The following is a 12,683-nucleotide window of genomic DNA, read 5'->3' as shown; positions in this document are numbered from 1 at the left end:
CAGCAGTGCGAGCACGGCCAGCAGGAAGAGGCCCAGGGTGGTGGCGGCGATCATGGGTGCGCGTCCGTCGATCAGGCGGGCGTCGCAGCCGCCGGCAGGTAAGGCGCGACGGCCGCCATCGCGCGGGCCACGTAGTCCTCCTTTTCGCCGACGGGCGCGACGTAGTGCAGCGCATCGCGGGCCGCGGCGATGCCTTCGCTGCGCGCGATGAGCCAGGCGGCCAGGTAGGGCGAGGCCAGGCAGCCGCCGGCCGTCGCCACGTTGCCGTCGGCAAAGAAGGGCTGGTCGAGCACGCGCACGCCGGCCTCCTGCACCCAGGGCTTGGTCGTGAGGTCGGTGCAGGCGGGCACCGTGCCCAGCAGGCCCAGGCGCGCCAGCACCAGCGTGCCGGAGCACTGCGCCCCGATGAGCTGGCGCGCCGGGTCGAGGCGCAGTTGCGCCATCAGTGCCGCATCGGCCACCACCTCGCGCGTGCGCATGCCGCTGCCCACCAGCACGGCGTCGGCCTGGGCGGCCTCTTCCAGCGTGACGGTAGCGTCGAGCGTGACGCCGTTCATCGACGTGACGCGTGCCGTGGGCGCGGCCAGCGTGACGCGCCAGCCGGGCCGCTTGATGCGGTTGAGCACGCCCAGGGCGATCAGCGAGTCGAGCTCGTTGAAGCCGTCGAAGGTGAGGATGGCGATGTGCATGGTTCTGGCCTCGGCGACGGCGTCAGTGGGCGGCGGCCAGTTGCTGCTGAACCTGCGCCGCGGCGCGGTGGGCCAGTGCCTCGCGCACCGTCTCGGCCAGGGCGGCGATGGCGGTGGCGATCTGCTGCTCGGTGGCGGTCACGAAGGACAGGCGCAGCGTGCGCGGATCGGGCTCGCCGGCATAGAAGGGCGAGCCGGGGACGAAGGCCACGTTGCGCTCCACGGCCTGGGCCAGCAGCGCCGTCGCGTCGATGCCCTCGGGCATGCGCAGCCACAGGAACATGCCGCCCTTGGGCACGTTGAACTCGACGTCCAGGCCCTTCATCTCGCGTTGCAGCGCGCCCACCATCGCGTCGCGCTGCGCCTTGTAGAGCGCGCGGATCTTCGGCACATGCCGCTCCAGGAAGCCGCCCTGCATCACCGTGCTCACCATGCGCTGCGTGAAGATGGGCGTGTGCAGGTCCACCGCCTGCTTGGCCTGCAGCAGCTTGGGGTACAGCGCCTTGGGCGCCACCAGGAAGCCCAGCCGCAGGCCCGGCGCCAGCACCTTGGAGAAGGAGCCAAGGTAGATGCAGCCCTCGGGGTTGCGCGCCGTCAGCGGCAGCGGCGGCGCCTCGTCGAACCACAGCTCGCCGTAGGGGTTGTCCTCGACGATCGGCAGGCCCGCGGCCTGGGCGGCGGCCGAGACGGCGGCGCGGCGCGCCTCGCTCATGGTGCGGCCAGTGGGGTTCTGGAAGTTGGGCAGCAGGTAGATGAAGCGCGCACCGGCGGCCTTGGCGCTCAGGTCCTCGGGCAGCACGCCTTCGGCATCGCTGGCCACGCTCACGGCCTCGGGCTCCATGGGGCTGAAGGCCTGCAGCGCGCCGAGGTAGGTGGGCGTCTCCACCAGCACCTTGGCTTGCGGGTCGATCAGCACCTTGGCGATCAGGTCCAGGCCCTGCTGCGAGCCGGTGGTGATCAGCACCTGGTCGGCATCCACGTCCCAGGGCAGCATGTCGGCCACGGCCTGGCGCAAGGGCGCATAGCCCTCGCTCGCGGCGTACTGCAGGGCGCCCTGGCCGTCGGTGGCCAGCACCTCGGCGCAGGCGGCCGCGAATTCCGTGACCGGAAAGGTCTTGGGCGAGGGCAGGCCACCCGCCAGGCTGATCACGTTGGGCCGCTCCGTCACCTTGAGGATCTCGCGGATGGCGGAGGGGTTCATCTTCTCGGCGCGGGCGGCGAGTTTCCAGTGGGTCATGGTGGGCTCCTTGTCGGGTCGTTGTGGGGTCGGGCCTCGGTGGGCCGGGGCAGCGTCTTGCAGAGGGGTCAGTCGGCGACCGCGCGCGCGGCGACGGGCGGCTGGGCGAGCTTCTTGCCGAGCAGCACCGTCGCCACCACGGCGAGGGCGAAGCCCAGCGTCATGGCGTCGATGCGCTCGCCCAGGATGGGCACCGCCGCCAGGATGGAAAAGAAGGGCTGCAGCAACTGCGCCTGGCTGACGCGCAGCGCGCCACCCAGCGCCAGGCCACGGTACCAGGCGAAGAAGCCGGCCCACATCGAGAACACGCCCAGGTACACCAGACCGCCCCAGGCGACCGGCGCCACCGGCGCGGTGGGCCACAGCACGAAGGTGGCGGGCAGCGTCACCGGCAGCGCCAGCACGCAGACCCAGCAGATCACGCGTTCCGCACCCAGCGCGGGCGTGACCTGCGCGCCATAGATGTAGCCGGCCGAGGCGGCCACCACGCCGCCCACCAGCAGCAGGTCGGCCGGGTCCAGGCCGAAGCCGCCCTGCGGCGAGGCGCGCAGCAGCGAGAACACGATCACCAGCGCGCTGCCGGCCACCGCGCACAGCCAGAAGCCCCAGTGCGCCCGCTGGCGCAGTACCAGCGCGGCGATCACGGCCGTCACCAGCGGCAGCAGGGCCGTGACCACCGCCGCATGCCCGGCCGTGACCGTGCGCAGGGCCAGCGCCAGCAGCAGCGGATAGCCCAGGGCATTGCCCAGAGTGGCGAACGCCAGCGGTCGCCAGTGGTGGCGCTGCGGCAGCGGCGAGCGGGTGACCCGCAGGAAGACCGCCGACAGCAGCCCCGCCAGCGCCGCGCGGCCCAGGGTCACGAACCAGGGCGAGAGCTGCGGCGCCTCGGCCGTGCCGGTGGCCAGGCGGGTGGCCGGCAGCGTGATGCCGAACACGGCGACGCCCAGGATGCCGAGCCAGAGGCCCAGGCGCTGGTCGCGGGCGTGGCGTTCGGAGCGGGGCGCCATTTGGTCGGACACGGAATGCGGCGGCTTGCTCACTGGGATGCCCCCACCGGCCGTTCGGGCTGAGCCTGTCGAAGCCGGGGCGCGATCTCCTGCGCGCCGCTCCGTCCTTCGACAAGCTCAGGACGAACGGATGGGGCAAGGGATTCGCACATGCTCGTCCGCATCCTGGTCCTCATGCCTTCACCATCCATCCCGCCGTCAGCACCAGCAGCAGCGCCATCGCCCGGTTGAACATCAAGAGCCGCCGCCCCTGCGCCAGCCAGCCGCGCAGCAGGGCGCCGGCGGCCGCGTAGGCCAGATTGCTCGCGAGCGCGAAGAGGATCATCACGCCCGTCACGATGCCGGTGCGCACCATCGGTTGCGCCTGCCCGCTCACCCAGCCGGCCACGATGGCCAGGGCCAGCAACCAGGCCTTGATGTTGACGAACTGCAGGCCCACGCCCTGCCAGAAGCCCACCTGCAACTGCGCGGCCGAGGCCTGTGCCATCCGGTCCGCGCCCCACAGGCGCCAGGCCATCCACAGCAGATAGGCGATGCCCGCGGCCTTGACGGCCACGCGCACCGCGGGTGCGGCGGTCACCAGCGCACCCAGGCCGGCCGCCGTCAGCAACAGCAGCAGGCTCCAGCCCACCGGCACCGCGCAGACGAAGCGCATCGCCCGCGGCAGGCCGCCATTGGCGGCCAGCGTGGTCGAGAGCGTGGTGTTGGGGCCGGGCGAAAAGCTCATCGCCGAGGCCAGCACCAGCAGCGCGGTGAATTCTTGCCAGGTCATGGAGGGCCACTCTACACTTTGACGCCAGTACAGAAGCAATACAGTTTCGCGAACAATCAGGCCCATCTGTATTGGTGGGCGCACCAGCACACATGCTCACCCGCACCCACAGCCAGACCCTCACCGAGCAGCTGGCCGCGCTGTTTGCCGAGCGCATCCGCAACCGCCTGCTGGCGCCCGGCGCGCGGTTGCCGTCGGTACGCGAGTGCGCACGCCAGCACAGCGTGAGCCCGCACACCGTGGTCGCCGCCTATGACCAGCTGCTGGCCCAGGGTCTGGTGGAGGCCCGCCGTCAGCGCGGCTTCTTCGTGCGGCAGGCCGAGGCGGCCGACCGCGCCGAGCCCGGGGCTCGCGCGGTGCTCGTCGCGCCCGTCGCCACCGTGTTGGCCGCCGCGCCGACTGCCCCGGCCGACGCCAGCACGCTGATCCGCGGCATGTTCCACCGCCAGAGCGACAAGCCCCAGCCCGGCATGGGCGTGCTGCCGCCCGACTGGCTGGAAAGCAGCTTCATGCCTGCCGCCGTGCGCCGCGTCACCGCGCCGGCCGCGCTGCGCGAGTTCTCGCTGCAGTACGGCGACCCGGCCGGCGACGCCACGCTGCGCACCAGCCTGGCCCAGAAGCTGGCCGGCCTTCAGCTGCCCGTGACGCCGGCGCAGATCGTCAGCACCGTGGGCGCCACCCATGCGCTGGACATCGTCAGCCGCACCCTGCTGCGCGCCGGCGATCCGGTGATGGTCGAGGAGCCCGGCTGGGCGGTCGAGTTCGCGCGGCTCGAAGCTCTGGGGATGCGCGTGCTGCCGGTGCCGCGCCGCGCCGACGGGCCCGATCTGGCCGTGATGCAGCGCTACTGCGAGGCCCATGCGCCCAAGCTCTTCGTCAGCGTCAGCGTGCTGCACAACCCCACCGGCCACTGCCTGTCGCCCGGCAGCGCGCACCGCGTGCTGCAACTGGCGGCGCAGCACGACTTCCACATCGTCGAGGACGACACCTACGGCCACCTCGCGCCCGAGCACGCGACCCGGCTGGCCGTGCTCGACGGCCTGCAGCGCGTGATCTATGTGAGCGGCTTCGCCAAGGTGCTGGCGCCCAACTGGCGCATCGGCTTCCTGGCGGCCGCGCCGCCGCTGGTGGAGCGGCTGCTGGAGACCAAGCTGCTGGCCACGCTGACCACGCCGGCCCTGTTCGAGCGGGCGCTGGCCTGGTGCATAGACCAGGGCCAGCTGCGCCGCCACGTCGAGCGCATCCGTCTGCGCCTGGACGGCGCCCGCGGCCGCGCCGTCAAGCTGGCGTTGGCCCACGGCTGCACGCTGGCCTCGGAGCCGGCGGGCCTGTTCGGCTGGCTGGACACGGGCGTGGACACCGACACGCTCACCCAGCGCATGCTGGACCAGGGTTACCTGCTGGCGCCCGGCTCGCTCTTCCATGCGCGGCGCCAGCCCACCACGCTGATGCGCATCAACTTCGCCACCGCGCAGGACGCCAGCTTCTGGAAGGCCTTCGGCCGCACGCGCGACGCGATGCGCTGATCAGTCCTCGGCGCTGGCGCTCCAGAAGGCTTGGTGCACGCCCGGGAGGGCCGAGAGGCCCTGCGTGACCCGGTCCAGCGCATCCGCCTCCACCGCCGTCGCATAGAGCACCGCCTCGATCTCCGCATCGCCCTGGCCGAAGGGATGCTGGTCGATCTCGCGCACCGGGTAGCTGGCGGCGGCCAGACGCTCGACCAGTTCCTCGCGCATCTGCGCCTGCACTGGGCGCGCGCAGATCACGTAGACCGAATACGCGGCCTCGGTGATCTCCTCCACCACCGGCTGACGGTTGATGCGGTTGACCACCGGCCGCAGCAGCGTGTTGCTGGCCAGCACGAACAGCGCCGCGACGATGGCCTCGCCCAGCAGGTCGGCACCCGCGCAGGCCCCCACCGCCGCCGAGCCCCACAGCGTGGCAGCCGTGTTGAGCCCGCTGATGTTGGCGCCTTCCTTCATGATCGCGCCAGCGCCCAGGAAGCCGATGCCCGAAACCACATAGGCGACCACATGCACCGCGCCGTCGCTGCCATGCAGCCGGTTGGCCATGTCCACGAACACCGCCGCGCCGACGGCCACCAGCGTGTTGGTGCGCAGTCCGGCCGTGCGCTGGCGGATCTGCCGCTCCAGCCCGATCATGCCGCCCAGCAGAAAGGCCGAGCCGATGCTCACGAGCGTGTCGAGCAGCGAAGGAAGGTTGAAGTTCTGGATGGCTTGCATGGGATGACGCGGCGCGTGGGCGCGCATCATCCACCATCCCTGTGACGGCGACGCTCAGCCGCCGAGCGCCACCTGCCGGATCGCCCGGCCCACCGATTCCAGCACCGGCCCGGCCTGCTTCTGTTCGTCCAGGTCGGCCGTGCAGGCCACGATCACCAGCGCCTTCTGCAGGTCGTCCGGGTCGAGCACGCCGGCATGGCAGGCCCGGCGGTGCTGGGTGCCGGTCTTGTGGATGAAGGCATGGTCGCGCGGCAGCCCAGCCTGCAGCCGGTAGCCGGTGTAGATGTCGTGCTTCATCGCCTTGTAGAGCAGCGCGCGCGGCGGTCCTTCAGGAAGCACCTGGCCGCGCACCAGCCGCTCCAGCATGGCGCCGTAGGCGATCAGCGTGGTGGTGTTCAGGTCGCGGCGGTAGTAGCGGTCGTAGGCCTCGTCCATGCTGGGGGTGGCGAGGTCGGTGCGCTTGACGTCGGCGGCGCGGCGGATGGCCTCCACACGCGCCGGCCCGTTGCGGGCCGAGGCGATGCGCACCAGCGTGCGGTTGTCCAGGTCGCGCGCCTTGGGATGGACCTCGGCGTACACATCGCGCCGCACCTGCGCGAAGGTGGTGAGCGTGACATTGGGCGTGCCCATGGCCTGGCGCGTGCCGTCGTTGAGCGTCTGCACGGTCACCGCGCGGATCAGCATGTTGGCGGCGGTGTTGTCGCTTTCCAGCAGCATGCGTTCGATCAGCGTGCGCAGGCTGTAGCGGGTGCCGGTCTCGTTCCAGACGATGTTGCCCACGTCGATGCGGTCGCCATCTTCCACCGCCAGTTCGTCGTCCAGCGTGCGGCGACCGTCCTGCACCTGACGCAGCACGGCCAGAGCGACCGGCACCTTGGCCATGGAAGCCAGGTACCAGCGCTGGTCGGCGCCATGGTTCATCTCGCTGCCGTCCGACAGGCGCTTGACGTACACGCCCAGCCGCCCGGGCGTCTGCTGGTCGATCCGCGCGATGCGCTCGGCCAGGCGCTGCGACCAGGCGCCGTCTTCGGCGGCCTCAGCGCGCCAGGCCGGCAGCAGCAGCGCCGTGGCGATCGTCAGGCATGAAAGCAGGGCAGGTGGGCGCATCGGGGGTTCCTTGCGTGAGCAATCCGGATCGGCACAGGGCGGCGGCGGTCTGGGCCAGCAGGTGTTCGGCGCGGCCGAGGCTGGGCGCGTCGCGCACGCAGGCCACCAGCACCACCGGGTGCCCGGCGTCGGAGCCAGGCATGCGCACCAGGCCGGCGTCGCAGATGCGGCGGCGCTGGGTGCCGGTCTTGTGGGCGAAGCGCGCCTGCGGCGGCAGTCCGGCACGCAAGCGCTGCGGGCCGGTGGCCACGTCTTCCATCAGCTTGAGCAGCGTCTGCGTGGCCTCGGCACTCAGCGCGCGACCTTCGGCCAGGGCGACGAGGATCTGGGCATAGGCATCCAGCCGGCCGCTGTTGAGGCCTTCGGCGTAGTAGGCGTCATAGGCCGCGTCGAGTGAACCGGCCTTGAGCTGGCCGGGTGGCAGGGCCAGCAGTTCGGCGAGCTGGCGGCGCCGCGCCGCGTCGCTGCCGGCGCGGTGAAGGGTCAGCAGGTCGTTGCCCGACAGGTGGCTGGCGGCGGGCGTGAGCTGCCCATAGACCTGGCGCCGCACCTCGGCCAGCGGGGTGATGCGCGCGATGCCGCGCGGCGCCAGCGTCTGCGCCACGCCGTTCACGGCCTGCAGCCCGACCAGGTCGATCAGCATGTCGGTGGCCGTGTTGTCGCTGTAGATGATCATCTGGCCCAGCAGCCAGCGGACGCTGAGCGATGCGCCCAGCGGCTGGCGCAGCGTGGCGCCGGCACCGTCCACCCGGTCGCCCGCCCGCAGGGTGACGGTGGTGTCCAGCGAGATATCCCCACGCTCGACCGCCTGCAGCACGGCGATGGCGACGGGCACCTTGACCATGGAGGCGAGGTACCAGCGCTCCTCCGCCCGGTGGCCGAAAGACTGGCCGCTGGCCAGGTCCAGCACGTACACACCCACGCCGGCCTGCGGCGCACCATCGATCTGCTGCATGGCGCTGGCCATGCGGGCCCGCCAATCCGCGCTCGTCGTGGACGCGGGCGGCAGGACCGGCTGCACCGGCACCACATGGGTGGGGATACCAGGTACCGTGACCGGCGGGGGCGCGAGCGGCTGCACCTGCGCCGTCGCGGCAGCGCACAGCGAGAAAAGGAAGGCCGGGGCGCCGGGCGGGCGCACGAGGCGGCACAGGCGTTGGAGCACGGAAGGTCGCATCGGGTCGTCGGGTGGCGCGAGGAACGGGTGTGGGCCCTGGCGGTGGCTCACAGCATCGAGTCGGGCGCGAAGGGGCCGATCAGCCACAGCAGGGCGCGCAGGCTGGCGCTGGTGTCGGGCTCGGTGTGGGCATCCTGCAGGCCGCTGCCGGCCGGCGCTCGCCAGACGAGCGCGCCACCCGCGGAGGAATCGCGCTCCACCTTCCAGGCGCCTTCCTGGAGGCTCTTCTCGACGATGGACGTGGCCTCGGCGGAAAGCTCGGGGCTGCGTATCACCAGCGCGATCTCGGTGTTCTGCTTCTGCGATCGCAGGTCGAGGTTCATCGAGCCGATGGCCAGCAGTCGGCCGTCGCGCACGATGAACTTGGAATGCAGCATGGCCTTGGATTCACCCATGCCGCCCGTCACGCCGCTGCCCGTGCCCAATGCCTGGCGCAGACCGGCCTGGTCGGCACGCATCTCGTACAGCTCCACGCCCATGTCCAGCAGGTCGGTGCGGTGGCGCGCATAGCCGACATGGGCCACCGGCGCGTCGTTGGACGCGAGCGAGTTGGTCAGCACGCGGATGCGCACGCCCCGCTGGCGGGCCTGGGCGAAGGCGTTGCGGAGCTCGTCGCCCGGCACGAAGTAGGGCGAGACGATGACCAGGTCCTGCTTCGCCTGGGCGATGAGGGGCAGCACGCCCTCGACCACCGTCTCGCCGGCCGGCATCTCGCCGCGCGGCGCATCGGGCTTGGCGGGCGAGGGTCCTTCCTTGGCCTGCTCGTCGGCGGGGATCTTGCCGGGCCGGTCGACCAGCAGGAGCGAGGGCGCCCAGACGAACTTCACGGCCTTCAGGTCCATGGGCTGCTCGTCCCAGCCCGGGCGCTGGGCAGCCTTGCTGTCGCCGAAGGCGGCGGCGCTTTGCGCATCCGGGCGCGGCTCTCCGTCGGGCGGGGAGGGCGTGCCTTGCGCGCCCCCGCCGGCGCCCGAGCGCCCGCTTTCGGCGGCCTTCTCGCGGATGCGGTCCATCTCCTTGCGGTCAACCAGCGACTCGACGGGATAGGCGCGCTCGTCGTTCCAGTACTGGTCGAAACTCTTGGACATCTGCTGCACGATCGGGCCGGCGGCCAGGACGTCCAGGTCGACGAAATTGCCGGCCTCACCGAGGCCGAAATACGCATCGCCCAGGTTGCGGCCGCCCGTGATGCCCAGGGTGTTGTCGGCGATGAAGAGCTTGTTGTGCATGCGCTGCTGGATGCGGCCGACGTCGCCCAGCGACACCAGGATGCGGCCGAGGGAGGAGGCGCGCGCGCCAGCGAGCGGGTTGAACAGGCGGATCTGCACGTTAGGTGTATCCGCCAGCCCGAGCACCAGCGCATTGCGCCCGGCGCTGTGGAAGTCGTCGATCAGGATGCGCACCCGCACCCCGCGCCTGGCAGCGTCCTGCACGGCACGCATCAGGCGGCCGGTGCTGGCGTCGGCATGGATGGCGTAGTACTGAAGGTCCAGACTGCGCTGCGCCTGCTCGGCGAGGGCAAGTCGGCTGGAATAAGCGGCCTGCGGCCCGTCGATGAGCAGGAAGCCAGAAGGCGTGCGTGGCGCTGCAACGGAGGGGGCGCTGGCGTCTTTGCCCTCCTGCCGGGCGAACGGCGCCAGCGCGCCGTCGGCGGCCGGCGGCAGGGCATGCGACACCGGCCGCTGGACGTTCTCCGGCAGGCTGGCACAGCCGCCGACCGTGGCGCCGAGCAGCGCAGCCCCGGCCAGCAATGCGGCGCCGAGCCCGCGTCTGAGGTACCGGGCGCGGCGGGTCAGGGGAGTCGGCATTGAGCAGGGATCACAGGCATGGAGCCCGCGGTATAGCCGCGCGCGCCGGCCCGACGTGTCGGACAAGCGGGCGCTGTGGGCGCCGGAGGGCGCCGTGTCCTCGCTGGGTCAGGGCTTCAGCGGGCTTCCAGCACTTCCCAGCGCTCCAGCGCTTCGAGCAGTTCTTCCTCGATCTGCGCGAAGCGTTGGGCCAGCTGCGCGGCGCGGCCAGGGTCGCTGCCGTAGATGGCACCGCCGCCGCGTTCGAGTTCGGCCTGCAGCGTCTTCTGCTCGGTCTCCAGGGCGGCGATGCGCTCGGGCAGCGCGTCGAGCTCTCGCTGCTCCTTGTAACTGAGCTTGCGGCGGCCTGCGGCGGCGGTGGCCGTCGCGGCAGGCACTGCCGTGGTGGCGGGCGCGGCCGGTGCAATGGCTGCAGCGGTGGGCGACGCCGCTGCGGCCGCGGCGGCGATCTCGCGGGCGCGCCGGGACTGGATCAGCCAGTCCTGGACGCCGCCCTCGTACTCGCGCCAGAGCCCATCGCCCTCGGCCGCGATGGTGCTCGTCACCACGTTGTCGAGGAAGGCGCGGTCATGGCTCACCAGGAAGACGGTGCCTTCGTAGTCCTGCAGCAGCTCTTCGAGCAGTTCGAGGGTGTCGATGTCCAGGTCGTTGGTCGGCTCGTCCAGCACCAGCACATTGGCTGGCCGTGCGAACAGGCGGGCCAGCAGCAGCCGGTTGCGCTCTCCGCCGCTGAGCGAGCGCACAGGCGACTGCGAGCGGGCCGGGGAGAACAGGAAGTCCGACAGGTAGCTCTTGACGTGCTTGCGCTGTTTGCCGATCTCGATCCATTCGCTGCCGGGGCTGATGAAGTCCTCCAGCGTGGCGTCCAGGTCCAGCGCATCGCGCATCTGGTCGAAATAGGCGACCTCCAGATTGGCGCCTTGGCGCACGCGGCCGGCGTCGGGCGCGATCTCGCCCAGAATCAGCTTGAGCAGCGTGGTCTTGCCGGCGCCGTTGGGGCCGATGAGCCCGACCTTGTCGCCGCGCAGGATGGTGGCGGAGAAGTCGCGCACCACGGTGCGCTCGCCGTAACGCTTGGTCACGTCGGTGAGCTCTGCCACGATCTTGCCGCTGGGCAGGCCGCTGGCCACGTCCATCTTGACGCGCCCCAGCGCCTCGCGCCGGCTGGCACGGCGGCTGCGCAGCGTCTCCAGTCGGCCGATGCGGCTCTGGCTGCGCGTTCGGCGGGCTTCGACGCCTTTGCGGATCCACACCTCTTCCTGCGCAAGAAGCTTGTCGGCCTTGGCGTTGATCACGGCTTCCTGGGCGAGCTGCTCTTCCTTCTGTACCTGGTAGCGCGCGAAGTTGCCCGGGTAGCTGCGCAACTGGCCGCGGTCCAGCTCGACGATGCGCGTGGCCACGGCGTCGAGGAAGGCGCGGTCGTGGGTGATGGTGACCACGCTGCCCTTGAAGGCGAGCAGCAGCTGTTCGAGCCACTCGATGGCTTCGAGGTCCAGGTGGTTGGTCGGCTCGTCGAGCAGCAGCACGTCGGGTGCAGCCACCAGCGCCTGGGCCAGGGCGACGCGCTTGCGCATGCCGCCGGAGAGCGCGCCGATGCGCGCATCTGGCGCCAGGTTCAGGCGGTGCAGGGTCTCGTCGACGCGCTGCTCCCAGTTCCAGCCCGATTGGGCCTCGATCTGGGACTGCAGCGTGTCCAGGTCCTCGCCCTCGCCGCCCGCCAGGTAGCGTGCGCGCAGCGAGACGATCTCCGCGAGGCCATGGCTGACGGAATCGAACACGTTGTGGTCGGCGTCGAGCACTGGCTCCTGGGCCACATAGGCCACGCGCAGCCCCTGCTGCACCTGCATCGTGCCGTCGTCCGTCTTCTCCAGGCCGCCGAGGATCTTGAGCAGGGACGACTTGCCCGCGCCATTGCGGCCGATCAGGCCGACGCGTTCCTGGGCTTGCAGCGAGAAGTCGGCGTGGTCGAGAAGCGCCACATGGCCGAAGGCCAGCTGTGCGTGCAATAAGGTGATGAGTGCCATTGGGCGGGATTATCGAAGCGGGGCAGGAGGCGCGTCCCGGCAGAGGCGCTCACCAGGTTCACCGGCGGCCTTTGGCAGTAGGCGAGGACGGCGTTGATGCTTCGTCCGCGGTTCTGCTCTCCCTTCTTGCTTATCAAGTGAGCGGGGCAGCTCGGCCAAACAAGTCAGCATGGTGACGTGGCGTCAGCGCCCACATGGAGCGTCGCACGCGGTGGTCCACGGCAGCGGGGGCTCGATGGACCCATAGCGTGCAAGAGACGGCCGCCTGGGCCGCCGTATCTGCAACCGGCGCACGCAGACACCCAACCCCGTGGAACAGTGGATGGGAAAAGGACGGTGTCCAGCCACTATTTACTGTCACTTGTACTGGGACGGGGCCATGACGCTGCGCGCTCCAGCCCCCGCGAGCTGAGAGCCACAACCGTCGAGTCCTTGCGCTCTGTGACAGCGTGCCTTGCAGTCAACCAAACGACGATGGCTGCGTCAGCACGCTTATGTAAGACCGTGCTTGCGTGCCAGTCGGATTACGTCCTATACTGGCAGGCTCGCTGACAGCTTCTTTGCTTTACGGAGTCGGATGTTTCGGCGAGGAGTCCGAATGTGTGACGAATCTTCTTGAGAA

The 12,683-nt window shown here is 70.9% G+C and carries 10 protein-coding genes; 1 reads left to right on the top strand and 9 read right to left on the bottom strand.

From position 1 onward, the window contains the following. Positions 1 to 71 precede the first annotated feature (71 nt). The 4 genes from QZ772_RS02915 to QZ772_RS02900 all read right to left on the bottom strand — a co-directional run bounded on the left by QZ772_RS02915 (position 72) and on the right by QZ772_RS02900 (position 3,705). Positions 72 to 689 carry a DJ-1/PfpI family protein gene (locus QZ772_RS02915; RefSeq protein WP_295522855.1) on the bottom strand — a complete coding sequence of 206 codons (618 nt, stop codon included), beginning with the start codon at positions 687 to 689 and terminating at the stop codon, positions 72 to 74. A 22-nt stretch (positions 690 to 711) separates the two neighbouring features. Next, the gene (locus QZ772_RS02910; RefSeq protein WP_295522852.1) at positions 712 to 1,926 is read right to left on the bottom strand and encodes a PLP-dependent aminotransferase family protein; all 1,215 of its coding nucleotides are present in this window, start codon (positions 1,924 to 1,926) and stop codon (positions 712 to 714) included. Between the two features lie 68 nt (positions 1,927 to 1,994). Continuing rightward, the gene (locus QZ772_RS02905; protein ID WP_295522857.1) at positions 1,995 to 2,933 is read right to left on the bottom strand and encodes a DMT family transporter; all 939 of its coding nucleotides are present in this window, start codon (positions 2,931 to 2,933) and stop codon (positions 1,995 to 1,997) included. Between the two features lie 172 nt (positions 2,934 to 3,105). After that, a complete protein-coding gene (locus QZ772_RS02900) occupies positions 3,106 to 3,705 on the bottom strand; it encodes a LysE family transporter (RefSeq protein WP_295522850.1) in 600 nt (199 codons plus the stop codon). Between the two features lie 92 nt (positions 3,706 to 3,797). On the opposite strand from QZ772_RS02900, the gene QZ772_RS02895 reads away from it, so the two are divergent. Further along, positions 3,798 to 5,231 carry a PLP-dependent aminotransferase family protein gene (locus QZ772_RS02895; RefSeq protein ID WP_295522848.1) on the top strand — a complete coding sequence of 478 codons (1,434 nt, stop codon included), beginning with the start codon at positions 3,798 to 3,800 and terminating at the stop codon, positions 5,229 to 5,231. On the opposite strand, the gene QZ772_RS02890 is transcribed toward QZ772_RS02895, so the two are convergent. From QZ772_RS02890 to QZ772_RS02870, 5 genes are all read right to left on the bottom strand, one after another. After that, positions 5,232 to 5,948 (bottom strand): MgtC/SapB family protein, encoded by a 717-nt coding sequence (locus tag QZ772_RS02890; RefSeq protein ID WP_295522845.1) that lies wholly within the window; start codon positions 5,946 to 5,948, stop codon positions 5,232 to 5,234. Positions 5,949 to 6,002: 54 nt separating this feature from the next. Beyond that, positions 6,003 to 7,055, bottom strand: coding sequence for a serine hydrolase (locus tag QZ772_RS02885; RefSeq protein WP_295522843.1), 1,053 nt, complete (start codon positions 7,053 to 7,055; stop codon positions 6,003 to 6,005). Further along, entirely contained in the window at positions 6,985 to 8,232 is a 1,248-nt protein-coding gene (locus tag QZ772_RS02880; RefSeq protein ID WP_295522841.1) for a serine hydrolase, read from the bottom strand. Before QZ772_RS02880 ends, QZ772_RS02885 begins: the two co-directional genes overlap by 71 nt. Before the next feature lie 47 nt (positions 8,233 to 8,279). Further along, entirely contained in the window at positions 8,280 to 10,037 is a 1,758-nt protein-coding gene (locus tag QZ772_RS02875) for a phosphatidylserine/phosphatidylglycerophosphate/cardiolipin synthase family protein (protein ID WP_295522839.1), read from the bottom strand. A 116-nt stretch (positions 10,038 to 10,153) separates the two neighbouring features. Further along, positions 10,154 to 12,061, bottom strand: a complete 1,908-nt coding sequence (locus QZ772_RS02870; RefSeq protein WP_295522837.1) for an ATP-binding cassette domain-containing protein — start codon at positions 12,059 to 12,061, stop codon at positions 10,154 to 10,156. Positions 12,062 to 12,683: the final 622 nt, after the last annotated feature.

The organism is uncultured Pseudacidovorax sp., from assembly GCF_913773995.1.
In the GTDB taxonomy this organism is placed as follows: domain Bacteria; phylum Pseudomonadota; class Gammaproteobacteria; order Burkholderiales; family Burkholderiaceae_C; genus Xenophilus.
Note: the sequence above shows the minus strand (reverse complement) of the source record. Positions and strands in the feature narration are given on the sequence as shown.